Genomic DNA, 24,823 nt, shown 5'->3' with positions numbered 1-24,823 from the left:
GGCAAAATCAAAGGGAAGCAATAAACTGATGGCGACACACAAAACCCAAAGTACGTTGGTGGTGGAGCATCTTGCCAAGTCGTATCCGACCGCAGGCGAACCGCTACAAGTTTTGAGTGATGTTTCCCTGTCGCTTTCCGCTGGCGATTCGCTGGCGATTGTGGGGCCGAGTGGCTGCGGAAAAAGCACGCTGCTTCAGATTCTCGGGACGCTCGATGTTCCCGATCATGGCAGCGTTCGCATTGATGGCCAGGACCCGTTTGCCTTGAACGAAAACCAGCTGGCTGGTTTTCGCAACCAACATGTAGGCTTTATCTTCCAGGACCATCACCTGTTGCCTCAGTTAACGGTGCTCGAGAACATTCTCGTCCCCGCCCTTGCCCAAGGGAGCCCTCGACCGGAGCGATTCCAACACGCCCAACAACTGCTCGAAAGTGTCGGTCTCGCCGATCGCCGAGGGCATTTGCCCAGCGAGCTTTCTGGGGGCGAGCGTGAGCGAGTCGCCATTGCACGGGCACTGTTGATGCGTCCCTCGTTGGTCTTGGCTGATGAGCCAACAGGGAATCTGGACCGCCGCACCGCCGATTCGGTGAGCGAATTACTGCTTGATTTGCCGACCCGGCATGGAGTGATTTTGGTCGTGGTCACGCATAGCCATACGCTTGCCTCAGCGCTCCAACAACGCCGCGAACTGAGTGATGGCAAGTTGAAAGAGTGTTGATGCGTCCAGGTGATTTTCGCCTCGAAATAAGCTCCCAGCCTCCCCGATCGCTTGCATCGGGGAGTCCGTCTCGCCGAAGATAGTTGAAGGCAAGCGGCATTGCCTCGGATCGATGCACCGCTTTCCTGACCACGCTGCTTTCCGGTTCTTCACCGGCAGGTTCCGGGAGACTCGACTGATGGGAGAATCACGATGCAGGAGCAGTATCACGGCTGGGATGAATTAGAGGACCAGAAGGGCTTCTATCAATTTGCCGACGTGCTTGGCCAAAAGCGTGGGGAGAGCACGTTTGTGATCACCGGCTTTGGTAACACACCGGGCCGACGCGAAGCAATCTCCGCCATGATGGCCGCATCGAAGCAATTCCGATGCAAGTTGCACATTCGCAAAAACGAGTCAACCGATCGGCTGCTCAATGAGCTCATCAAGGCCTCGATGATCAAGGTCGCGCTGGTGCAAAAAGGTGAATTCCAGGAATATGGGGTGCTGGGGATGAGCGCCACACCGCCTCCGCCAACGAAACCGTGGTGGAAGTTTTGGTAACCGATCATTTGCGATTGGGGGCAGCGGCGAAGCTTGTTGATTGAATCCGCCACCAGCGTGCTTCATCTCCACCAGCACGCTTCATCTCCGGCATCACGCTTCATCCCAGTGATGCCACGCTCGATCACGGAACCCTCCACTCGATCACGGCCGACACCTCGATCACTTTGCCGAAAAGTAATCCAAACGGTCTTTGACGTCCCCCCGCTTCTCAAGCTTGATGCTTGACTTCAATTGCGGCACATCGATCGTCAATCGATCCCCAAAGAAATCGTTCAAGTAGGTTGTCGTGTTGAGCATTTGCAGCAATTCGGGTTCGCTACTCGCTCGCGTGATCGTTCGATACAACGCGGGGCGAACATCTTCGTCGGTCACGATTGCCAAGAACTCGATCGCGCGCAGGGCGACAAGCGGCTCTTCGTCGGACAACCGCTCCCGCACCATGCGGACCAGCGGCTTCGCATCGCGTCCAATGCTCGCCGCGGCAATCAATCCCCAATAACGATCCCACGGGTCGTCACTTGAAATCGCTTCTTGCATTTTCGCTTCGGCATCGCGAAAGGGCAGCAACGCGAGGTTGGCGATGTCAATCCATTTGGCAATCCGAGTTTGGTTTTGTTGACCAAAGGCGGTGGGATTGTGCATCGCCGACTCGCACAGGACCGCTTCGGGAAAAAAGCTTAAATCCGGCATTGCTTTGAGACGTTCGTTGAGCCGTGCACGCATCTTTCGTAGAGTCCCCTGAGACTCGGGATCGCCCACGAGATTATTGATTTCATGGGGATCACTTTCGAGATCAAAGAGGGCTTCGGTCGGCTTGGCACCAAAGAATTGGCGTTGAGTGCCACTTAACTCGCCATTGGCAAACATCGTCCGCCACTCTTTGTAGGCGAGCATCTTGTAGCGATAATTGTTTTGCAATGCATCAGGATAGAAGGGCTCGAAATGCCGCATGTATTTGGTGTTGCCGATCCGCAAGGAACGCACCAGGTCAGACTTTTCATCGAAACGGTCGGCGTAGCCCAAGGTCTCCTCTCGCGAGTCCACTTCGGCCGCGTCGACCCCTTTGCCTAGAAAGGCTTTCCCATCGATGCCAGCGGGAATCTTGATGCCGGCCAGGTTCAGCACCGTCGGCCCGAAGTCCACAAACTCGACAAAGCCAGCGGTGCGACTCGCTCGATCGCGAGACACCGAATCTTTCCATCGCTCGGGGATGCGAACGACAAGCGGGACGTGGAGCCCGGCTTCGTAGGCGTAGCCTTTGGAGCGTGGCAGGACGCCGCCATGATCGCCAAAGTAGAAGATAAATGTGTTTTCAAGTTCGCCAGCGGCTTTCAATTCCGAGACGACTTTCCCAACGACGTCGTCAATCGCCATGATGCGATCGTGGTAGCGTGCCCGGGTGTAGCGAAACGTGGGCGTGTCGGGAAAGTAAGGCTGTAGTTTGACCGCAGCGGGATCGGTTTGAGTGGGCTCAGCCATGGCCGATTCAGGAAAATGGAGACTCCCCTCGTGCGACAACGTCGACGTCAAAACATGAAAAAACGGAGTCGATTCATCAGGCCGTTTCTTCCATGACGCATGCTTGGACGATTCGCTCCAAACGTCATCCGAAAGCTCCGCGTTGTAATCCTGCTTGCGGTTGTTGGTCGTGTAGTAGCCGGCCGCTCGGAGGTAGGCGGGAAACATTTTAACCCCCGCGGGCATCGCCGCGAGCTTGAACCGACGGTGGAACTGAGTACCAATGCGAGGGGCGTAGCACGATGTGATCAGGGTGGTCCGTGCGACCGAACAGACCGGGGCACAGGAAAATGCCCGCTCAAAGGTGATCCCATGAGCTGCCAAGGCTTCAATCTGAGGTGCTGGTGCCCCATCGGGATCAAAATGACGGAGGTAATGTTTCGAATTATCCTCCGACATAATCCAGACAAAATTTGGCCGATCCGCGGCGGTTGCCGCTCGGGGGAGCAGCCATGACGATGCCAAAATCGAGACCATCGCGAGCAGGAAAAAGCAGGACATGCGTCGATTGGATGAGCATTCGGAGGCCATCGGTGGTCCGTTGATGAGGCGAAGGGTCGGGGGCGGAAAGGGGGCCATAACATCGGCCTCGCTTCCCTTAAGCCGACCTTATCGTAGCTTAGTCACCCCAATCGGGGCTCACCTTTGGCTGCGAATTGCGTCACTCGGGCTCTGCGAGTCCCAACATTTAGGACCGGGACGTCCGATCGCCTCATCCTCGGCGCGTTTCGCGACGAATAAAGGGTTTGCAGCGTTCAATATTGAGCAGAGACTGAAAAAACAGCCGCGAACGGTCAAGTCAGGCCTGTACGTAGTCTGAATCGCTCGATACACTGCGCCGCTCGACAAACCGCCCTTACGCTTAAATTCACTTGAGAGTGCATAAATGTACGCTATCGTTGTAGATGGTGGCCGCCAATACCGCGTCGAACCTGGCATGGAAGTTGACATCGACTTTCGCGATCTTTCCCAAGGTTCCGAATTCACCTTCGAAACAGTCCTCGCGGTCAGCGCTGACGACGGCTTGAAGCTTGGTGCGCCCACTGTAGATGGAGCTTCGGTGATCGCTTCGGTGATCGGTCCTAAGAAGGACAAGAAGATCTACATCCAAAAGTTCCGTCGCCGCAAGCACAGCAAGCGTCGCACCGGGCATCGCCAATTGCACACCCGTGTCAAGATCGAAAAAATCGCTGTCTAGCACGGTTTGTCACTGTGTAGGACGGCCTCACCGAGACAAACGTGCCATCTTCCCGATTTTCCGACTACCAACTAGGGACCATTCTTGGTGTCGGTACGGTAGGTACGGTCTACGAGGGGATTCATAAGGAATCCGGTGAGCGCGTTGCGATCAAGAAACTGCATCCTGGGGTTAGCGGCAACAAGTTAATCCGGGCTCGGTTTCGTCGTGAAATGAGCGTCCTGGAGCGTTTGCGGCACCCCAACATCATCGCCTCCTATGGCGGTGGCGAAGCGAACGACGGCCAGCTCTATTACATCATGGAGCTTGTCGAAGGCGGCACGATGCACGAGTTGCTCGAAACTCACGGGCGGCTGGCGTGGCAAGAGGTGGTCGACGTTACCCGGCAAGTGGGATCGGCGCTGCAGTGCGCCCACAATCACGGGGTGATCCATCGTGATTTGAAGCCGGGCAATCTCTTTCTGACCCTATCGGCGATGGTCAAATTGGGCGATTTCGGAATCGCTCGAGATTTGCACGACAGCGATTTAACCGCCACCGGTCTCACGGTCGGCACACACGCTTACATGTCGCCTGAGCAGATCACGGGCGACGCGATGATTTCGGGCAAGACAGACTTGTACGCACTAGGCTGCTGCATGTTTGAGATGCTGACGGGGCGCAAGCCGTTCTTGGGTGAAAATTTCGCTCAGCTATTTGAGCAACACCTTCGCGCCAAGCCACCGCAGGTGAGCAAGTTCCAACCCGAGTGCCCTCCCGAGCTCGACCAAGTGATCGCTCACTTGATGGAAAAGAAGCCCGAAGATCGCCCCTTCAATGCTCGAGCCGTCCAGGGCGTGATGCTGCAAATAGGCGAAAAGTACGGTTTACACGAAGAATTGGCCTGTGAAAAATCGGGCCACGACGTGGCGGCCGAATCGGTGACCGAAAAAGGACGCCTGATTCTGGAGCAGCGGATTCACGCTCGGCTCCACCCAGCCTCAAAAGTCGACGTCAGCTGGGGACGCATCGCCGCGGTGGCGGCCGTGATTGGCGGCATGATCCTTGCTGCGATCGCTTTGGCTCCTTAAACGCGAAACCTTGCTTAGCGTGGTAACGCAAAGTGAATCGCTTAGGTATAAATACACGCCGACACCCCCTCTTTAAAACCAGGAAACCCTACCCATGTCCCACCTGATGATTTCAACACGTACGTTTCTCCAGTTTGGCGGGTTGGTTCTCGTCGCTTTTTCCCTTTTGACGAGTCCGACGATGGCCGAAGATGACGCCCCCAAGAAAGAAGACACTCCCCGAAAATACGAGAAGCCCGCTGACGAGATCGGCTACTTCTTAGGTGTTTCCCTGGGACAACAGATGAGCAGCCAAGGCTTCCTTGCCAAAGACATGAACTTCGATGCCTTGATCGCAGGCCTGACCGATGGCTTGGCCAGCAAAGAGCCCGCGATGGCTGATGAGCAGTTGCGTGAAGTCCAAGGCAAGATGGAGACCATGCTCCGCGAACGCCAAGAAGAAGCCATGCAGAAGAACAAAGAGAAGGGACAAGCTTGGCTGAAGGAAAACGCTAAAAAAGAAGGGGTGAAAACCCTCGAAGGCGGAGTCCAATACTCCGTGATCGAAGCGGGCGAAGGCGCGTCGCCGACCGCTTCGGATAAGGTGCGAGTTCACTACACCGGCAAGCTGATCGATGGAACCGTATTCGACAGCTCGGTCTCACGCGGCACCCCAGCGGAATTCATGGTCGGCCAAGTCATCCAAGGATGGCAAATGGCACTTCAACAAATGAAGGTGGGCGACAAGTGGATGCTCTACATTCCTTCGGATCTCGCCTATGGCGAACGCGGCAGCCAAGGCGCGATCGGCCCCAACGAAGTGCTCGTCTTCGAAGTCGAATTGCTCGACATCCTGTAATCGCCCCTGTCGATCGCGGATCGATGCCAACCGCTTGAAACAAGCGTTCAACCAATGAGAAAGCCGAGTCAAACGACTCGGCTTTTTTCATGCGCGTCACCGGGGCGATTTAGCAGGCCGCTGATGCTCCACAACGATCCCGCACGGACCGATCCCGCACGGAACGATGCGAACGAGACGATTAAAAAGTTGACGTTGTTAGTGCGTGCGCAGGATTGATGCGTGCGCAGGATTTGTCCCCTACGCCAACAGGGATAAACGGAAACGAAGCCTGTGGAATCATGGCCAAGGCGGAATCACGCTCAGCAGGTTGGCCCCAGAGCCATTCAATCAGGCACGGTGTTTGCGGCGTTGATCAAAGCGTCAAAGGTCTCGTCTGCGTCTGCAATGTTGGAGACCGCAGCTCGACCTCACCATCCCTTCCAAGGAGCAAACTCAAGATGCGCAAAACATGGTTTAAATCGTCAAGCTCTCTTGTGACCGCGGTCACGGCGACCGGAGTCTGCGTCGCCCTTCTCTCCGGAGCCACCGTCGCTACGCCGGGTTGGGCGGACGATCCGGTGGCTCCGCAGCCATCGGCTGAACAACAAACACGGGCTGAACAGCCAAGCAAACCTGATCCGAAATCGTCCAACCTGATAAACCAACACGCAGAGGATGAGTCGCCAGCGTTGGGGGTCATCGTCGGCTCCTGTCCCGGAGACGGGGTGTGCGTGATGGACACGGTGTGGGGCAGCCCCGCGGCCGAAGCCGGCATTCGCCAAGGCGATTACATCCTAGCGGTTAACGATACGAAGATCTCTTCGCCACAGGAATTGATCCAAACGCTAGCCAAGATGAAACCGGGAACGCAGGTGAGCGTGACGACGTGGCGGCAAGGTCAAGAACAGAAAACCGAGTTGATGCTGGCATCAAAACAGGAGCAGCAACCCGAAAGCCATAAAGCGTGGCTGGGCGTGATGTTGACGCCGACCGATGGCAAGGGAGTGCAAATCCAACGAGTCATGCGAGACAGCCCAGCCGCCAAGGCGGGGCTTCGTAGCGGCGATACGATCGTCAAGCAAAACGATCAAGCCATTGCCGACATTGAATCGTTCATCGCCAGCGTCGAAGACTTGGGGCCTGGATCCAAGTTGAATTTGACGATCCTGCGAAACGGACAGGAAACGCAAATGCCGGTCCAGCTTGGCCATGTGCATGACGCATCCATCCAGTTCCTGCGTCAAGCCATGCGACCGAACGTGGATGCCCCTACCATGGCGTCTCCACTACGCAATGGCGACGAAGGAACGGAGATGCTTGATGAAACGCTAGACGAAATGCGACGCCAAATCCGCGAGTTGCAGGAACAAGTCAAAGCGTTGAGCAACGCTGGCGATCCTCCGGCCACTGCAGCGGACGAAAACGACTTGTCACAACGACCTCAACCACACGAATCGGAGATCCTCGCGAGCGACGAGCTAACCGACAGCGGCGTGATGTTGGTGGCCCAGCGGGACCGTGGTCGCCGTGGTGGCAATCGGAATCACGACTGGGATCGAGGCCGTCGTGATCGAGGCCATCAAGACCATAGTTGGCAAGATCGATATCGATCGGGCTACCGTGCACCACTGTATCGCAGCCCGCGATACGGCAACCAGTACTACCGCTACCAAGGCCGGCCTTACTACGGAAATTACGGACGTGGCTACGGTTACGGGTATGGCCGCTCCGGAATCCAACTCGGCAATTTCGGCGTCTATTGGTACTAAGCAGGCCAAGGTAGGTCGTTCGGTTCCTAGGTTCGCGGGCGAGGCGCCCGCGAACCGACCTTATACCAATCGACTGTTACCGACCTGCATCGACCACCCTGAAGACAACTTCACAGAGCCGCTTGAAGTTTCATGAGTCAAGCGGGGCCCGGTGCTTACACGGGCCCCTGCTTACACGGGCCCCTGCTTACATGGGCCCCGCTCAGCCGGCCCTTGCTCACACGCGCCCGTCCTTACACAGGCCTGGGTTTGCGTCAGCCGGGGTGGCTTCGCTGCTTACTCGGCTGCTTCGAAGCGATAGATACATTCACCGCGAACGCTGTTGGTCAAGTAATAGACCTCGCCGGCCGCGTCTTGGCCAAACGCCAATACTGGGACGCTGTCGGGAATCACTTGATCATTGCGCGTCGCTTTGCCCGTTTCGGGATCGTAGCTCAATGCCCAAACCGTGCCGGTAACGTAATCCGCGTACAGATAACGGCCAGCCAGTTGCGATTGACGATCGCTGCGATAGACACGGCCGCCGGTGATCGACTTTCCGATCTCGTGGTCATACTCCCAAACCGGACCGATCGGCTCGCTAACGCCGGCCACCGATGGACGATTGCCGAAGGGATGACTCCCCTCGCGATTGCTCCAGCCATAGTTGCCGCCCTTGGTGATCACATCGACCTCTTCCCAAAGCTCTTGCCCGACATCGCCACACCACAACCGCCCCGAAGCGGGATCAAAGGCGATTCGCCAAGGGTTGCGAAGACCGTACGCATAGATCTCCGGCAAGGCGCCGGTGACATTCACAAACGGGTTGTCCGCGGGAATGCCGTAGGCCTTTCCGTTGGCCGCTTTATCGACATCGAGACGCAGTATTTTCCCAAGGATTTTAGAGAGGTCCTGTCCAGCGCCGTAAGGGTCGTTGCGATACCCACCGTCGCCGAGTCCAACGTATAGATAGCCATCGGGGCCAAACTCAATGCTCCCTCCGTTGTGATTCTGAAACGGTTGGTCAATCTCCATCAAAACCTGTTCGGACTCAGGATCCGCTTGGGCTGGGTTGTCCTTGGACATCGTGAAGCTGGAAAGGATCGACTTCTTCTCATTGGCAAGCGAATAGTAAACGTAAAATTTCTTGTTCGCTTTGAATTCAGGATGCAACGCGAGCCCGAGCAAGCCTTGCTCATTGGCCCCCGGCTTTTGCCAGTCGTAGACTTTGTCACGCAAATCCAGCACCAATTGGGACTGCTTGACATCCGCCTTGTTTTCAAACGACCAAATCATGCCTCGTTGCGAAATCGCGTAGAGACGATTGGGCATCCCTTTGGCGTAGGTCAACTCGATCAAACGAAGTGGGCGAACTTGGCCCGCATCGTTGATGCCTTCCCATTGGTCCCATTGCAGGTTCGGAAATGCCAACACGCTGCGCATCCCCAATTTACTGTCGATCGGTTGCGGAACCGGTTCGTTGTCTTTGAAGCGGCGGAGCTTGATGTTGCGGTACGCAACCTCATCACCGTGGTCTTGCAGGCAGATGTGACCTTCGCCGGCCTCGCCGAAGCCGTCCCATTTGGCGAACTTACTGGCGGCGACACGCTGTTTCCACGTCTCATCCCCGATTTTGAAGTTGTAGTAACGCACTCCATTCATACACACGGTGCATTGGTCCTTGGAGATGCGGAGGTACAGTTCGTTCCATTGGCCACTGGGGCGGGTCGCGTCAAGCGGCGCGTTTTCGCCAGGAGCGGAACCTGGTTTGTAGAGCTGATAAAGCCATCCCGCCTTTTGCGGATCTCTGCCTTTGACATTGTCTTGGACCTGGATTTCGGGGCCGCTATGGTAGGGTGCCCCTTCGCCTTCGACGACGTGGTACATCACTCCACTGTTTCCCCCCTCGCTAATTTTGTATTGCAGCGACAGCTCGAATGATTCGAACTTTTCCTTCGTGATCAGATCGCCAGCTCCTTTGGCATGACGAACGAGGGCTCCGTTTTCGACCTTCCAACCGTCCGAAACGCGATCACGCTTGTAGTTTCGCCATCCATCGGTCGACTCGCCGTCGAACAACAACTCCCAACCACTTCGCTTTTCCGACTCGGTCAACTGATTGGCCGAACCGGCTTGCGCCGCGTCCGGCGTGTCGCCTCGGAGGGAGGGGCATGGGATCCATGCCAGACAAAAAACGGCAATCGCTAGGTTGAACCGCATTTTCATTTTGATTCTTTTCGCTGGAGGGTAAGGAAGTGCAGGAGGGCTTCCCACAGGAAACTCGGAAATCGGTCTGCGGCGCGAGGCCGCTGCGAAACGCCTGCGTGGAGCTTCGAAAAGCCGGGAGGCTCGGTCTGACAGTATCACTGGACAACGCATCGTCGGCAACGTGTTAGCCGACTTCGACAATCAGATTTGTCGTTCAGGTGCCGATTCCCATTGCCGGCCCCGCCGTGCGGCGACAACCGTTTCACGGCTACGCAAGGGCGGCGAGGGGGCGTGCCCGGACAGGGCCGCCGCGACGATCCGCGACGATCCGCGACGACCTGTGACTCGCTTGCGCCAAAGCATCCGCAAACGAAAACGCGTCCAAGCGGCATGGGGTTTGCGTTTGCGATGACGATCCCGGTCTGGTTCGCTCCACACCGGGGGCTGGGATTGCTGGATTGACGTCGTTTTGGCAAAACAATTCAACTGCATCGTGTTAAACTAAGGTTTGCCAGAATCCTTACACATTTGGACGCTCTGGTGCGTTAAACTACCCCCTCGGGGCGGACAAACGCGGTTTGTTGTTCTCAACGCTAATCTATGAATACGACTCAACAAACTTACGACTTCCTCACTCCTGCATCCCAGCCCGACGAGCTGGGGATACTCGGTTCGTATCGAGTGATCAGCGAACTAGGCCGGGGAGGGATGGGTTATGTGTTTCGCGCCGAAGACACACGCCTGAAACGGGCGATCGCCTTGAAGGTGATGAACAAAAAAATCGCGGCGACCCCGAATAGCCGGGCCCGATTTATCGAAGAAGCTCGCGCGATGGCGGCGGTCCATCACGACAATGTGGCGGTGATCTTCGAGGTGGGCGAGCGCAATGGCACCCCCTTCATGGCCATGGAATTGCTGAAGGGGCAGACGCTTGAAGCGATTAACTTAAAAAAGGTTCAGCTGGGCTACGAGAAAATCCTCGATTTTGCGGAACAGATCGCCAGAGGATTAGCGGCGGCCCATGAGAAAGGGATCGTCCATCGCGACATCAAGCCGGCCAACATTTGGATCGAAGAGGGAAGTGAACGAGTCAAGATTCTCGATTTCGGTCTCGCGCTCGCCCAGACTCCGATGGATCGGATTGCGGGAACCGGCTCCGTGATCGGAACCCCCGGATACCTGTCACCCGAGCAAGCACGCACCGACCCGCTCGACGACCGCAGCGATTTATACAGTCTCGGTGTGGTGTTGTACGAATTGTGCACCGGCCGCTTGCCGTTGGCGTCCTCGACCGTGTCGGGACAATTGATCGCGATCTTGTCACACACGCCCAAGCAAATCAGCGAACTGAACCCCACGATCCCTGCGCCGTTGGTGGAACTGGTTCACCAATTGTTAGCCAAAGAGGCTCGCGACCGCCCTCATTCGGCAAAGCAAGTCGTCGAAGATATTAAACGGGTCACCGAGCAGTGCCACGCCAAGTCCGAGGTCGCGCTGGCAATCAACAAACTACAACTTGGGCTAAGCGAAGTCGTCAACAAGAAACAGGAAGACGACCTGTTTGCCGACAACGTGATTGAGCTCGTTCCCGAAGAGGTTCCCGATCCCTTTGCGTTTCCCGGCATGCCGCCGCCCGCAACGATGCCCGGAACCCCCTCCGGCCCAGCGACGGCCGCGGCGGTGGCGCCGCTTCGTCGACCGGCTAGCCCGACTGCGACACCGCCCGTTGCCAACGCCTCGTCATCGATCGATTGGAAACAACAATGGCCGTTCGTTGCGATCGGAGTCTTGACGTTGCTGTTGATCTCGATTGCCATCTATGCATTCTCGGGGCGGACCGAAACGCCCCCCTCCGGTTCGGTGGCTCAGGTTTCCGACGTGAATGACTCCGCCGTGAGCGCGTCCGGCGGTCCCGCCCCCGCAACCAACGTCGCGAGTGAAGAGCCCCCGGCAGCGCCCAAGCCGGCAGCAAAACCGGAAACGAAACCAGCGCCTGCTGCGAAGCCGCCACTCAAACCAGCCAAGCCCACCGCAGACGCCAAGAAGCAAGAGAAGAAAAGCCAAAACAGCGACCCTAAGCCAGTTCCCAAGCAAGACAAACCCGCCCCGAAAGAAGTAAAGAGCGAGGCGTCTAACGCAATGACATCGATGTCGGCGCCGCAGTCCGATACGGCTGACCCCTCGTCCATCGCCGCGTCCGAATTGCCACCCGATTCGACCGCGATGAAAGACCTCGGCCCGCAAGGGAATGCCGCGAGTGAACCCAAAAAGTCTACGGTTGCGGTCAATACGATTGCGATCAGCTCCGCAGATGGCAATGGAGCCGATTCGTCGGTTCGTCGTGGCGCCGGAGATCCGCTGGGGTTGAATCACGGGATCGCGGTTCAAACTCGCAATGGCGCAGAGATCGAGCATGCCTACATGCGATTCGATCTCAGTGCGGTCGGAAAGCAACGCAGTAAGATCGTCGATGCCCACCTGGTGCTGACGCTGCCTGGGGAGGACCGGCCTTCGGATGCTACGTTGCGATTGTATGGAGTCGACACTCCCGCCGCCGAACGATGGCAAGAATCGGGTCGATTCGCGTTGTCTTGGAACAATTCTTATTCAAAACTGGGGCTGAGCTCATTGCCGGTCTTAGCAGAAAAAGCATTGTCGCAGCGGTCCAACGGCAATGACCGCCAAGTGGTGATTGATGGGAAAGTGCTAACCGAGTTTATACGCGATTCGAAAACCGGCTCCGTAACGCTGATCCTCGCGGGAGGGCGGGCCGATAACGGATTGTTGCCCTTTACAAGCCGTGAACGCGGCTCAGACGAGGCTCCCAAGCTCCTGCTTGATCTCCCCCTTCCATAGCTCCCCCCCGCCCGGTACCCACTCGGGCATCCTGCGGCACCCTCGTGCGGGATGTCCGCATTCGTGTAGACTCTTCGGAGTCCTTCCTCATGCCTGGGGCTCCTTTCGCCGCAGCGCGTTGCGATGCTCGGCTAGGATTTTGGTTGATGGTTGCTCGACCAGGAACCAGCCTGCCTCTGCGTCATCGTCACGGACGACACGAACTCAAAAACGCTTCGGGAACCTTGAGCCTCCTGCGAAGCGATATCCTCCCACTAGAATCCCATGCCCAACCACCTGAAACCCTCCGTTTGCATTGATGCCGTGTTCGAGAACGTGCCCTTGGGCGACGCGGTGAAGTCGGTGGCGGATGCAGGAATCAAGGCATTCGAATTTTGGTGTTGGTGGGAGAAAGATCTCGACGAACTAAGAAAGTGGCGTGATGCCGAGGGGATGGCGATTTCGGCCTGCTGCACGAAGTTCATTTCGCTGGTGGACCCTGCACAGCGCAGCGATTATTTGGCCGGACTCGAAGCATCCATCGCCGCCGCCAAGCAGCTTGATTGCCCCGTTTTGATTTCGCAGGTTGGTGACGCTCGCGAAGGCATCTCGCGTCAGCAGCAACACCAATCGCTGATCGATGGATTGCGTGAAGCGGCACCGATGCTCGAATCGTCCGGCGTGACGCTGGTGATCGAACCGTTAAACGAATTAGTCGATCACGCAGGCTACTATTTAATCCGTAGCGAGGAAGCCTTTGAAATCATCGATGCCGTGAATAGCCCCCGGGTGAAAGTGGTATTTGACATCTACCACCAACAGATCAGCGAAGGGCATGTCATTCACAACCTTGTGCAAAACATCGACAAGATTGGACATTTTCACGCTGCGGGAAACCCCGGCCGTCACGAGTTAACGACGGGGGAATTGAACTACGAGCAAATTTTTGCCGCCATTCGTGCGACCGAGTACGACGGCTACGTGGGACTAGAATATTGGCCACAGCACGATCCCCCAACGGGACTGCGGCAAGTCGCTCGCTGGTTTTCGGCTACTTCGTAAGCGATCCCGCTTGGCGTCACGACTTCGCCAACGAACATTTTGAATTCATTCAATGAGGCACCTCCGAGCCTCTGCTAACTGAAGAGACTCTATTGAGCGACTTGAATAACGATTTCCCGGATCCGGACACGCCTTCGCCCTCCCTGCCGCGCCAAAAGCGCAAGGCGGCGATCGCGTTCATTCTGCTGACGCTGTTTATCGACATCCTTGGCATCGGGATCGTGATCCCCGTTCTGCCCGAGTTGATTCAAGAGTTGATTGGAGCAGATGAATCAGGCGCCAGTTTTTATGTAGGCGTGATCGGCGCGATGTACGCGCTGATGCAATTCCTCTTCGCGCCGATCCTCGGTGCGCTCTCGGATCGCTTTGGACGTCGGCCGATTTTATTGGTTTCGCTGTTTGGGCTGGGCATCGATTTTCTGATCCAAGGTTTTGCCCCTAATATTTGGTGGCTGCTCATCGGTCGCCTCCTTGCCGGCGTGATGGGGGCGAGCATCACAACGGCCAATGCCTACATTGCCGACGTCTCGACCGATGAAAACCGAGCGCGGAACTTTGGCTTGGTCGGGATGATGTTCGGGCTTGGGTTTACGATCGGGCCAGCGCTCGGCGGGATGCTGGGAGCCTACAACTTGCGCTGGCCGTTTTTCTTGGCGGCCGGCTTGGCGCTGCTGAATTGGATGTACGGTTACTTTGTGTTGCCGGAATCCTTGCCCAAGGAAAACCGCAGCGAGTTTCAACTCTCCAGCGGCAACCCGTTCCGCACGCTAAGGCAATTGAAGGTTTATCCGTTTGTCGTCGGATTGACGGTCGTGTTTCTTTGCAAATCGCTCGCCCAACGAGGACTCGAAAGCGTCTGGGTTCTGTACACCGGGTATCGGTTTGATTGGGACGCGGCTGCGAACGGCAAGGCGTTGGGGTTGGTCGGAATCATGGCGATCATTGTCCAGGGCGGGTTGGTACGCCCGATCATTAAACGCTACGGAGAACGCAACGCCGTGCTGTTTGGAACGCTCGTCTCGGCAATCGCATTCGCGGGCTATGGCTTGGCGGATCAAGCGTGGATGATTCCCTGTGTGATCGTATTCGGATCGCTCGGAGGCTTGGCAGGGCCTGCGATTCAAAGCTTGATTACCGGCGCGGTCAGCGAGTCGGATCAGGGCAAGGTCCAAGGGGCACTCACCTCGTTGGTCAGTTTAACGAACGTCATCGCTCCTCTCTTTTTTACCGCTGGATTGTTCAAGTATTTCACCAGCGATCACGCACCAGCGGCCATCCCTGGAGCTCCCTTTTTAGCCGGAGCGGTGCTGATCACGATTTCGTTGGTCGTGGCAATCCAAGTCTTTTATCGATTCCCACGAGAGGAAACCGTGGAGCGGGATTCCGTTGAGGCGGAGTCGAATTACGACGCCACTTGATTTGCGACTCGACTTTCCCCGCCCTGCCTCTTTATACTTGACGCAGTGTACTTGACGCATTGCGAGTGACGTCGACCGATCGCCCGTCACTCTCTTCGCTTCGTTTCTGTGGAGAGTTAGGGGATGCCCATGCGCTGGATTTACCCTCGATGCGAAATGCTCACTTCGCGTCATCGATCGCAGGACCACGCGGCGCGGCGCAGGTCACATCCGTTGCGGCCCCGCCCCGCCGCCCCCCGCGCCCCATTCCGACAGGGACCGGGATAATGGGATCCGAACCGACGCCGCGGGACGATGACGAGCAAGCCACGCGTCTGACAGACGAAGGTCTGCCAGACGAACCGCTGCCAGACGACGGCTTGTGGGCGAGCACCTTCAGCGAGCGTCCGCCAGATCCCGCCCGGTCCGAGCCCGTCAGCCCAGCACAAGTCCACTCGGACGCCTCAGCCGTCCCCGACGCCCCGAAGCAACGAATCGTTCGTGCGGAAACGGCAACCATGTTGCTGCTTTCGATGCTCCCCGGCATGGGGCCACGAACGTTATCCGCGCTGCTGGAGCAATTCGGTTCCGCCGAGCAAGTTTTGCACGCGGCGGACGCGCAACTCGCATCGGTTTATGGAGTCGGCCCCAAGCTGACCCATGCCATTCGGACCGCATCACATCATGTCGATGTCGACTCGATGATCCAATGGTGCTGTCAAAACGACGTGGCGATTGTTTCCGCAGACGACGACGATTATCCCCCTTCCCTTTTTGATCTTCCGGATGCCCCGCCGATTCTGTTTGTCCATGGCGAGATCCTGGCGAACGATGAGCTTGCGGTCGCGATCGTTGGCACTCGGCATGCCACGACGTATGGTTTGAAGCAAGCCGAGCGATTCGGCTACGCGATGGCCCGCGCTGGCGTCACGGTCGTTAGCGGAATGGCGCGCGGGATCGATTCGGCTGCACACGAAGGGGCCCTCAATGGAGGTGGCCGAACCATCGCGGTGCTCGGCAGTGGACTTGCGGAGATCTACCCCAGTGAGCACAAACCGTTGGCGGAAAAAATCGCCGCCAACGGGGCCGTGATCAGCGAGTATGCTCCTCACACCAAACCACACGCGGGAACGTTTCCACAACGCAATCGATTGATCGCCGGGTTGTCGTTGGCGACGTTGGTGATCGAAGCGCCCGATCGCAGTGGAGCACTGATCACCGCTCGCTTAGCGTGCGAGCTGAACCGCGAAGTGATGGCGTTGCCCGGCCCCGTGACCAGCCGCATGTCACGAGGATGCAACCAATTGATTCGCGACGGAGCCAAATTGGTACAAACCATCGAAGATCTACTTGAGGGAATCGGACCGATGGGCAGCCCCATCGAGATGGGCGAGGGACAATCGATTCGCAACGGCGCCGATTTGTTACTCAACGAACTCGAGCGAACGGTACTCGACGCGGTGGGGGAAACGAGCACTCCGATCGACGAGGTGATTGTCAAAACCGAGTTGCCCGCCCATCGAGTGTTGGCCACGATCAGCGTACTGGAGATGCGTTCGCTGGTACGACGCTTGAGTGGCCAATACGTCTCGCGAGTTTGACCGGTGGCGTGATCAAGTACGCCACCACCTGGAACAACGACCTGCGTTAAGCGTGCTGGGCCACGACTTCGTCAAAATCACTAAGCTGCATCGAAACCCGCGGATCATCCGGGTGGGTTGCCACTGCGATCGCCGCGATAAAGGTCTGGCGAGGATAGAAGGAGAAGAAACTCCACTGTTGATCGCTCTCCAATCGCGGATCGAGCATGCGAATGGTCGGTGTGTCATCGTCGATATTTTCAAATGCAAAATCGGACAACGGGGTGTGCAATCCGGTCCCGATCGCTTTGATGAACGCCTCTTTGAGCGTCCAAACTCGCAGGAATGCCGATTTGCGTTTGCGGGCGTCGGCGAACGAATGAACGTACTCAATTTCCGGAGCCGAGAAATAGCGGGTGGCTAATTCGGGATCGGTTCGCCGCTCGAGTCGTTCGACATCCACCCCAAGCAATTGATGCTTCGTATGACCAATGCCACAAAGCACCAATCCATCGGTGTGTGCGATGTTAAAGGGTTGCGCGATTTCCGGGGGCGATTTCACCGCGGGTTTGCCATGTTGCAACGCATGAAACTCGATGCTTCGAGCGGGCACTTCGGAGCCGCCCAACAAGTGTCGCGCCATGCCACGGCCGACGATATGTTGGTTGCGGCTGGTCATCACGCGAAATCGCTCGGCGCGCTCACACTCGGATTCGTCGAGCCATTGATGACAGAACGCCTCGACCGGGCCGGGCACCTCCGAGGAACTGGTCGCGTGCCACACTCGGACCGGTGTATCGTTGCTTGATTGAAGGGTGGCGTCACACGAAGTGGGCATCGAACTTTGAACTAGCGAGTACGTGAGGAGAGGGGAAGCATGCTCCTCATTTTCGTTAAAACCGCGACAGGCGAAAGGAGTGCTAAAGTCGGGGGAAACGAAATCAAATGAAAAGTTTCAATGATGCTGGGGCGGATCGGTCGATCTAATCATAACCGTAGCTCAGAGAGGTTTGATTAGGTAACACGGTTTTGTTGGGTAAAGAATGCAAACGACAATTTTAGCCCAAATGCAACAGGCTCAGCTCTTGATGTTGGCTGGGTTTGTGATGTTAGGCTGGGTGCTGGCACGCCGGCAAATCGCGTTGCGTAAACGTGTCAACCAAGACTCGCGAGCAACCCACCGGGAACTCAAAGCGATCCAGCAGCGGAAAGACCCCGTGGCGCCCCTTTCCGATGCTCCTGCGGAGACTCAGCGCTGGCAAGTCGCGATGTTCGACCTGCAACGAGAGTTGACCGCCGAATTGGATACACGGATCGCGGTCGTGCAAACGTTGATGCGGCAACTTGACGAGCGGATCGATACCTTGGCGACGCTCCCCCCCGGTCCGGCTGCGGACGCGAACCAAGTTGATTTGCGTCAAGTGAAAAATGCGTCCCAGACACGCTCGGTCTTAGAGCTGCGAATCGCGGCACTGCATCATTCGGGATTAACGTCCGAGGAAATCAGCCAACAGCTTGAGTTGCCCCTTAGCGACGTCGAACTGATTCTCGGTTCAAGTACCGCCTAAGCTCAAGATCCATTGCCGCGCCTCGGCGGCGAGAAAGAAGGAACCGCAAATCACCAAAACGCCCTCGGGGGTTGCCAGTTCAAGGCCGCGTTTGCAAGCCTGGATCGCATCCTCGACGACTTCCGCATGCTGGCGAAAATCGCTTGGCACCATCGGCAACATTTCCGTGGGCTCGCGATAGCGAGGGTTTCCACTGTATTTCGTCAACACGAGGTGGGCGGCCTTGGGGGCCAGCGACGCGAGCATCGATTCAGCCGATTTGTCTCGACTGGTCCCAAACACGATCGTGACCGGCCGCCCCTGCAAACGAGCGTCCATGGCTTGGATCAAGGCGGCGACCGAATCGTCGTTGTGGGCAGCATCGACCAAGGCGATGCCCCCTTCTTTGAGCTGGAATCGCTCGATACGAGCAGTGCAGTTCAGCTTGAACAACCCCGAATCGAATGCGGTCTCAGGGACCGCCAAACCGTGCTCGGACAACAAGTCGACCACCGCAATTGCGACCCCGGCATTGCGAACTTGGTGGGCACCTTCCATCGCTAACGTCACGTCGCGCTGGTCGCGAAGCGGTGCGGTGAGCCCTCGGTAATGAATTTGTGACCCCCACTCGGGGTGCCTCTCGTTGGAAACCGTAAAATCGTGACGACTCGGCGAGACCGCACATCCCCCTTTACCCAATTGCGTTTCGCCGAGTTGCCCTTCGCCGAGTTGCGCTTCGCCTAATTGATAGAGGGGCGAATTTTGTTTTGCCGCCGCGGCGTGGATCACCTCAATCGCTTCGGGCCGGACCACGCTCGAGACGACCGGGACGTTGGGCTTGATGATGCCCGCTTTCTCGGTCGCAATTTCGGCGATCGTATTTCCGAGCACCTGTTGGTGGTCCAATCCGATGCTGGTGATCGCGGTGACCGACGACGCAAATACATTTGTACTATCGAGTCGCCCGCCGAGGCCCACTTCCAACACGATGGCATCGCACGCCTGGGCCTGGAAATGCAGCACCGCCATCACCGTGGTCAGCTCGAAAAATGTCGGTGCCGAGCCTGATTCGCGGTCCATTTCCTCCACGACGTTGCGAATTTGCTCGACCAACGCAACGAGTTCGTGGGGGGCACAGGGGATTCCGTTGATCCGGAACCGCTCTTCGAGGTCGCTCAAATGGGGCGAGGTGTACGAGCCTGTCCGGTAACCTGCGGCGGCAAGAATGCTGGCGACCATCGCAGCGGTCGATCCTTTGCCCTTGGTGCCAGCGATATGGATCACCGGCTTGGGCGGTCGCAGGGCATTCGCATAGAGATAGTCCCCCAAACCGAGGCGTTCGGCGAGCTCGACCATCCGCCCCAACCGAAATGGATAGCGGGCGGGCGTCGTGGAAATCCGCTCGTAATTGATCCGCTGGTAGAGAAAACGGAGCGAGTCTTGGTAGCCGGGGGCAGACATGAACGCAAAACGACACGCGACAAGAAATCAAGACAAGCGATCGCGGCCGGTAAGGGCTCCGAAGGCTCTAACTTCCGAAGCTAGAATGTGTTTTTTAGGCTTTGGGATAGCGAATTGGCAATCCGTGGTGCTTCGCTCGGTCGCCCCGATGCTCACGCCCCCTCGCCCCGACTTTTCCTTGCCCCGGGCGAACCGAACGACTCCCTTAGGTCTGCTCGCTCTCGCTTCACCGCGACTCGCCTGGGCGATCATCGCCGCCTAACCGGCCCTGGGGTCCTGTTTCTTGCGGTAAACCTGCGGTAAAAATCCGAACCCTTTACGGGATACCGCCGTATCGTAAAAACCTTCGGATCCCGGCTTTTTATTTACCGGGATGCACCTCGTTATGATCCTATTTTTCTTCTTCTCAACACAGAAAGCGTTTGCTCGTGGATACCGATGCTACTGCGGTCGCTGAGTCTGCCGACCAAGCCGCTCCGAATAGTTCTGCGGACACCGATTCGGGGGTGGTCATTGAAACCCGAAATCTGAGCAAGATCTACCGCGACTTTTGGGGCCGCAAGAAGGTCCACGCGCTCAAATCGCTCGATATTGAGGTCCGCCGCGGCGAAATCTTCGGCCTACTGGGGCCCAACGGTAGCGGCAAATCGACGACAATTAAATTGATTCTCGGGCTATTGTTCCCTACCAGCGGCCGCGTGCTGGTCTTTGACAAAGACGCCACCGAGACGAGCAAGAACGAGCGGATCGGCTACCTGCCCGAAGAATCTTATCTGTACAAATTCTTGACCGCCGAAGAAACGCTTGATTTCTATGGCCGACTTTTCAACATGTCCGGGGCTCAACGGAAGCAACGGGTCGAGGAATTAATCAAGTTGGTGGGGCTGCAAGGAGCCAAACATCGCCAGCTTCGCGAATACAGCAAAGGGATGACACGCCGGGTCGGTTTGGCCCAGGCGTTGATTAACGACCCCGACCTAATTTTGCTCGACGAACCGACCACCGGGCTCGACCCGATCGGGACTCGCGAAATGAAGGATTTGATTCTCGCACTGCGAGATCAAGGCAAGACGGTGTTATTGTGCAGCCACCAACTCGCTGACGTCCAAGACGTTTGTGACCGCGTTGCGATCTTGCACCAAGGTGAATTGAAAGAACTCGGTCGCGTCTCGGATCTGTTGAAGGTCCAAGACATCACCGAAGTGCATGCTCGCGGGTTAAGCGAAGCGGCCAAGACCGAGATCGCCGAAGTCATCAAACGACACGGTGGCACGGTCGAGTCGATCGACAATCCAACCGCGACGATGGAAGACCTGTTCCTGAACATTGTTCGCGAGAGTGAAAACCGCCCAGGAGCACGTCGCGTGACTTCCGAAGGTGGTCTGTCGGAGGAAGCGGGTCAATGACGCTACAACCAGAGGATTTTTGGTCATTCTACGAATGGCTTGTCCGTCCCAACGCATTCCTCGAAAGCGCCTTGCTGCAAGGCATTGTGCTGCTCGTGCTCGCGATTCTATTGGGATTGATCATTGGCTACATGATCTCCGCAGCCCGCTATGGGCCGAGTGAAGGATTTTATTCGGTCGCGCGGACGGTTCGCGACTTGGTTCGCTTCGACTTGCCCGGCACTTCGGCTCGCCGTGTGATGGCGTTGGCTCGCTTGGCGTTCAAGGAAGCGATCCGGCGAAAAGTCTTGTTCGTGGTCGGTTTGTTTGTGGCCGGTTTGCTGCTTGCCGGTTGGTACCTGAACCCCGAAAGCGATGATCCGGCACGACTGTACATCAGCTTTGTTTTAACGGCGACGAACTACTTGATCCTTGCTTTGGCGTTGTTTATCAGTGCGTTTTCGCTACCTGCGGACATCAAGAGCAAGACGATCTATACGATTGTGACCAAACCGGTGCGTCCCACCGAAATTGTGCTCGGTCGAATGCTCGGTTTTGTCGCCGTGGGCACGATGATGCTGGTTCCGATGGGTTTGGCGAGCTACTTGTTCGTCACCCGAGGCTTGCGTCATAACCATCTCGAAGTCACCGACGTACGCGAATTAAGTAACGGGCGACTCGAAGGGGAAACCGATTACGTTCGCGGCCATAAACACGCCTTCTCGATCGATCCTGATTCCGGAGGCCTTGGGCTAACGGACATGGTTCGCGGCCATCGCCATGTGGTCACTCGCGCCGATGATGGGACGTTCACGATTGGACCTGCTACCGGCGGGCTGCGTGCACGTATTCCTTCTTACGGCCAGGTCCAGTTCTACGATCGCCAAGGCGACAAAAAGGACACCGGGATCGACGTCGGTCAGGAAAAGGTCCAAGAGGGCTACGCCAGCGCAGGGATTGCTCGCTTGGTGGGGGTCACCTCAGGACCACGGCGCGTCGAGCATGGCTATATCGAAGGGGGATCCCTCGGGCTTGCCGAGTTCCTGTTTTCGGATGTGACGCCTGATCGCTACGAAGATGGACTGCCATTGGACATGTCGATCCGTGCCTATCGCTCTTACAAAGGCGATATTGTCACCGGGATTCGTGGCTCGATCACGATGAAGCATCCGAGCAAAGCGATTAGCAGTAATCCAATCACATTTATCGTGGACGAGTACACCGTCGACGAAAAAATCTTGCCACTGAGCATCGAAGGCACCGATGGCAACGAAACCCGTATGCTCAATGTGTTCGATGATCTGGTTGATGAAAACGGCCAACTACTGGTCCAAATTCGTTGTCTCGATCGCAGCCAATACTTGGGCGTTACCCAGAGCGGCGTCTACCTACGTCCCGGCGAGAACAGCTTTGCTTGGAACTTAACCAAAGCGTACCTTTCGATTTGGTTACAGATGACGATGATCGTCGCCTTCGGCGTGATGTTCAGTACGTTCCTCAGTGGACCGGTCGCGATGGTCGCCACCGCCGCGTGCGTGCTGCTGGGCTTCTCGGCCGAGCAAGTGTACGACACGCGTCATTACATCGACTCGGGGATTGAGCGAGGTGGAGGACCGATCGAGTCGGTGGTGCGCATCCTCAGGCAAGACGCGATGACGACCCAATTGGATGTGGACGATTTGGCGGGCAAAGTCATCAAGACGGTGGACGCCGGGATCGTGTATTCACTCGATGCCGTCGCAACCGCACTCCCCAACTTGCCCAAAATGGTCAGCACCGCGGAATACGCGGCGAGCGGCTTTGATATTTTTGGCGCGTTGTTGGCACGCCATGCCGCAGCCACCCTGGGCTACTGCATTTTGGCATTTCTCGTCAGTTACTTTTTCTTGAAATCGCGTGAGATCGCGGCATGAACCGTACTACTGTCCTCAATCGCAAACTTGTTTACCTCGTCATCCTGTTGGCCATGGTCGTTCCGCTGTACATGCTCGGGCAACCGAGCGGGGGCACGGGGGACTCCGGTGGTCAACTTGCCGAGATGCGTAACAAGTTTAATATCGCCGAAAGCGACCTCGGTGAGATTAGTCCTGCTAGCGAAACCATGAAGCTTGCCTCGTTGGGGCTTCGTGGGGTTGCGGCAACGTTGCTTTGGAACAAAGCACACCACTACAAGGTGCTTCACGAATGGGATCGTTTGAAAGCGACGCTCAACAACATCGCACTCTTGCAGCCTCACTTTGACAAGGTTTGGGAGCATCAAGCTCACAACCTTGCCTACAACGTTTCCACCGAGTTCGACGATTATCGTCAACGCTACGAAATGGTCCGCGAAGGAACCGAGTTCTTGTCCAAAGGAGTGCGTCAGAATCGCAACGCGCCCCGCTTGGTCTGGTACACCGGTTGGTTCTATGGCAACAAAATGGGGATGGCCGACGAGAAGACTCAGTTCCGAAAACTGTTCTCCGACGACGAGCCGCTTCATGAATCGTTGATGGAACAAGGGATCGCGGTGGATAGCCCCGATGCCCGTGGTCCTTACTTCAAACCCGACAATTGGTTGGTCGGTCGACTGTGGCTTTTCCACGGCTACGAAATTGTTGACTCGGGAGTCAAAATCCGTCGCCAAACCCCGCTGAACTTCTTTGAAACCGGTCCCAAGTGGCGTATCAAGCACGCCGAAGCGATCGAGTCCGAAGGCGTACTCGATGATCGCGCGCAAAGTGCGTGGCAATTAGCCTCGGCGGGTTGGCGTGAATTTGGTGAGCGAAGTGTGCCGACGACATCGCCGTTTACAATCAAGTTAGGGCGACTCGATGAATTGGTTCGTTTGCAGGCGCTTCGCGTCGAAGAGCTCGAGAAGATCCTTGGCCAGTCGGACTTGAACTGGAATTCCTATGCGGAACTCATGGACTTCGCTAAGAAAGCTGATCCCAAGGTGCGACTCCAAGCGATCGAATTGGCAGGCGAAATTGTTGACCTCGAAGAGCGGAAGAAAAAGACAGACGGCTACCGCAAACAGATCAACTATCCCTACTGGGACACGTTGTCGCTGGCCGAACAAGAAGAGCGAACCGTCAAAGCGCGACGCTTGATTTTCGAAGCCGAGAAAGCGAACGAAGCCGCCGAACTTGACAACGCAATCTCGCTCTATGAGGAAGCGTTCGGCATTTGGGCCGAGATCTTTGACGACTATCCGATCTTGACCATCGATGACTCGGCCGAAGACTTGATGAAGTCGATTCGCCGTTACTCGATCGCGATCGACAGCGAAGAATTGTCGGACGATTTCCCACTCATTGCGTTCGTCGAGATGATGTCAAACGACGGCGGAGCCAGTTCGGAAGTCTACGAAACGGTCCGCGAAACCCAAAAGCGGAAGGTCGAAGCCCGCAAGAAAGAACTCGAAGCGGAAGAACTCGAGCGTGAACGCAAAGCGGCTGAGGAGATGAAAAAGGAAAAAGCCGACAGCGAAAAGCCGCCAGCCGAAAAGGCTGATGCTAAGCCAGAGATGAAGGCCGAAAAGGATGCGGATAAACCTGAGCCCGAAGCGAAGCCTGAGCCCGAAGCGGATGGCAGCGACAAGGAAGCTGACAAAGACGACAAGGGCGAGAGCAAGGCCAGCGATGACAACGACTCGCCGGCCGAACCCGAAGTGGCCGAGGAGCAGGGAGAGGGCGACGCCGCGCCGTAATGTCCTCGTCGTCTCGATTAAGAAACGCGATTGAGA

General features: G+C 56.8%; 18 protein-coding genes and 1 pseudogene. 14 read left to right on the top strand and 5 right to left on the bottom strand.

Annotation, left to right across the window (positions count from 1 at the left end):
* Window positions 1-28 precede the first annotated feature (28 nt).
* Window positions 29-721 carry an ABC transporter ATP-binding protein gene (locus Pla52o_RS23895; protein ID WP_146597149.1) on the top strand — a complete coding sequence of 231 codons (693 nt, stop codon included), beginning with the start codon at window positions 29-31 and terminating at the stop codon, window positions 719-721.
* A 192-nt stretch (window positions 722-913) separates the two neighbouring features.
* Window positions 914-1,264, top strand: coding sequence for a hypothetical protein (locus tag Pla52o_RS23890; RefSeq protein WP_146597148.1), 351 nt, complete (start codon window positions 914-916; stop codon window positions 1,262-1,264).
* Window positions 1,265-1,426: 162 nt separating this feature from the next.
* Here Pla52o_RS23890 and Pla52o_RS23885 read toward each other — a convergent pair whose 3' ends face one another.
* On the bottom strand, window positions 1,427-3,286 hold the full coding sequence (locus Pla52o_RS23885) for a sulfatase-like hydrolase/transferase (RefSeq protein ID WP_231612622.1): 1,860 nt from the start codon (window positions 3,284-3,286) through the stop codon (window positions 1,427-1,429).
* A gap of 385 nt (window positions 3,287-3,671) precedes the next feature.
* Here Pla52o_RS23885 and rplU point away from each other — a divergent pair, with 385 nt between their 5' ends.
* The 4 genes and pseudogenes from rplU to Pla52o_RS27970 all read left to right on the top strand — a co-directional run.
* Complete coding sequence (gene rplU, locus Pla52o_RS23880) at window positions 3,672-3,983, top strand: 50S ribosomal protein L21 (protein WP_146597146.1); 312 nt, start codon at window positions 3,672-3,674, stop codon at window positions 3,981-3,983.
* A 41-nt stretch (window positions 3,984-4,024) separates the two neighbouring features.
* Complete coding sequence (locus Pla52o_RS23875; RefSeq protein ID WP_146597145.1) at window positions 4,025-5,053, top strand: serine/threonine protein kinase; 1,029 nt, start codon at window positions 4,025-4,027, stop codon at window positions 5,051-5,053.
* A gap of 181 nt (window positions 5,054-5,234) precedes the next feature.
* Window positions 5,235-5,891 carry an FKBP-type peptidyl-prolyl cis-trans isomerase gene (locus tag Pla52o_RS23870; RefSeq protein ID WP_146597190.1) on the top strand — a complete coding sequence of 219 codons (657 nt, stop codon included), beginning with the start codon at window positions 5,235-5,237 and terminating at the stop codon, window positions 5,889-5,891.
* Between the two features lie 218 nt (window positions 5,892-6,109).
* Window positions 6,110-7,033 (top strand): annotated as a pseudogene (locus Pla52o_RS27970) (PDZ domain-containing protein); the annotation flags it as partial.
* 885 nt (window positions 7,034-7,918) lie between these two features.
* On the opposite strand, the gene Pla52o_RS23860 reads toward Pla52o_RS27970, so the two are convergent.
* Together Pla52o_RS23860 and Pla52o_RS23855 are read right to left on the bottom strand one after the other, a co-directional pair.
* A complete protein-coding gene (locus Pla52o_RS23860) occupies window positions 7,919-9,847 on the bottom strand; it encodes a family 16 glycoside hydrolase (RefSeq protein WP_146597143.1) in 1,929 nt (642 codons plus the stop codon).
* A 183-nt stretch (window positions 9,848-10,030) separates the two neighbouring features.
* Window positions 10,031-10,321, bottom strand: a complete 291-nt coding sequence (locus Pla52o_RS23855; protein WP_146597142.1) for a hypothetical protein — start codon at window positions 10,319-10,321, stop codon at window positions 10,031-10,033.
* Between the two features lie 108 nt (window positions 10,322-10,429).
* Here Pla52o_RS23855 and Pla52o_RS23850 point away from each other — a divergent pair, with 108 nt between their 5' ends.
* The 4 genes from Pla52o_RS23850 (at window position 10,430) to dprA (ending at window position 16,724) form a co-directional block, all read left to right on the top strand.
* Entirely contained in the window at window positions 10,430-12,685 is a 2,256-nt protein-coding gene (locus Pla52o_RS23850) for a serine/threonine-protein kinase (RefSeq protein ID WP_146597141.1), read from the top strand.
* 264 nt (window positions 12,686-12,949) lie between these two features.
* The gene (locus tag Pla52o_RS23845; protein ID WP_146597140.1) at window positions 12,950-13,726 is read left to right on the top strand and encodes a hydroxypyruvate isomerase family protein; all 777 of its coding nucleotides are present in this window, start codon (window positions 12,950-12,952) and stop codon (window positions 13,724-13,726) included.
* Window positions 13,727-13,818: 92 nt separating this feature from the next.
* The gene (locus tag Pla52o_RS23840; RefSeq protein WP_231612621.1) at window positions 13,819-15,144 is read left to right on the top strand and encodes a TCR/Tet family MFS transporter; all 1,326 of its coding nucleotides are present in this window, start codon (window positions 13,819-13,821) and stop codon (window positions 15,142-15,144) included.
* A gap of 266 nt (window positions 15,145-15,410) precedes the next feature.
* A complete protein-coding gene (gene dprA / locus Pla52o_RS23835; RefSeq protein WP_146597139.1) occupies window positions 15,411-16,724 on the top strand; it encodes a DNA-processing protein DprA in 1,314 nt (437 codons plus the stop codon).
* A gap of 46 nt (window positions 16,725-16,770) precedes the next feature.
* Here the strand turns inward: dprA and Pla52o_RS23830 are convergent, their stop codons facing one another.
* Complete coding sequence (locus Pla52o_RS23830) at window positions 16,771-17,541, bottom strand: 4'-phosphopantetheinyl transferase family protein (protein WP_146597138.1); 771 nt, start codon at window positions 17,539-17,541, stop codon at window positions 16,771-16,773.
* Between the two features lie 205 nt (window positions 17,542-17,746).
* Here Pla52o_RS23830 and Pla52o_RS27575 point away from each other — a divergent pair, with 205 nt between their 5' ends.
* Entirely contained in the window at window positions 17,747-18,271 is a 525-nt protein-coding gene (locus Pla52o_RS27575; protein WP_231612620.1) for a hypothetical protein, read from the top strand.
* On the opposite strand, the gene Pla52o_RS23820 is transcribed toward Pla52o_RS27575, so the two are convergent.
* Window positions 18,257-19,711: a bifunctional folylpolyglutamate synthase/dihydrofolate synthase gene (locus Pla52o_RS23820; RefSeq protein ID WP_146597137.1), complete on the bottom strand. Its 1,455-nt coding sequence runs from the start codon at window positions 19,709-19,711 to the stop codon at window positions 18,257-18,259. The two genes, Pla52o_RS27575 and Pla52o_RS23820, sit on opposite strands and share 15 nt — an antisense overlap.
* 428 nt (window positions 19,712-20,139) lie before the next feature.
* On the opposite strand from Pla52o_RS23820, the gene Pla52o_RS23815 reads away from it, so the two are divergent.
* From Pla52o_RS23815 to Pla52o_RS23805, 3 genes are read left to right on the top strand one after another with little or no spacing between them, the layout of a single operon-like run.
* On the top strand, window positions 20,140-21,117 hold the full coding sequence (locus Pla52o_RS23815; RefSeq protein ID WP_146597136.1) for an ABC transporter ATP-binding protein: 978 nt from the start codon (window positions 20,140-20,142) through the stop codon (window positions 21,115-21,117).
* A complete protein-coding gene (locus Pla52o_RS23810) occupies window positions 21,114-23,009 on the top strand; it encodes an ABC transporter permease (protein ID WP_146597135.1) in 1,896 nt (631 codons plus the stop codon). Before Pla52o_RS23815 ends, Pla52o_RS23810 begins: the two co-directional genes overlap by 4 nt.
* On the top strand, window positions 23,006-24,787 hold the full coding sequence (locus Pla52o_RS23805; RefSeq protein WP_146597134.1) for an IRE (iron responsive element): 1,782 nt from the start codon (window positions 23,006-23,008) through the stop codon (window positions 24,785-24,787). The genes Pla52o_RS23810 and Pla52o_RS23805 overlap by 4 nt, the downstream gene beginning before the upstream one ends.
* Window positions 24,788-24,823: the final 36 nt, after the last annotated feature.

Source organism: Novipirellula galeiformis (assembly GCF_007860095.1).
Taxonomy (GTDB): Bacteria; Planctomycetota; Planctomycetia; order Pirellulales; family Pirellulaceae; genus Novipirellula; species Novipirellula galeiformis.
This window is presented reverse-complemented; position numbering and strand designations above follow the sequence as displayed.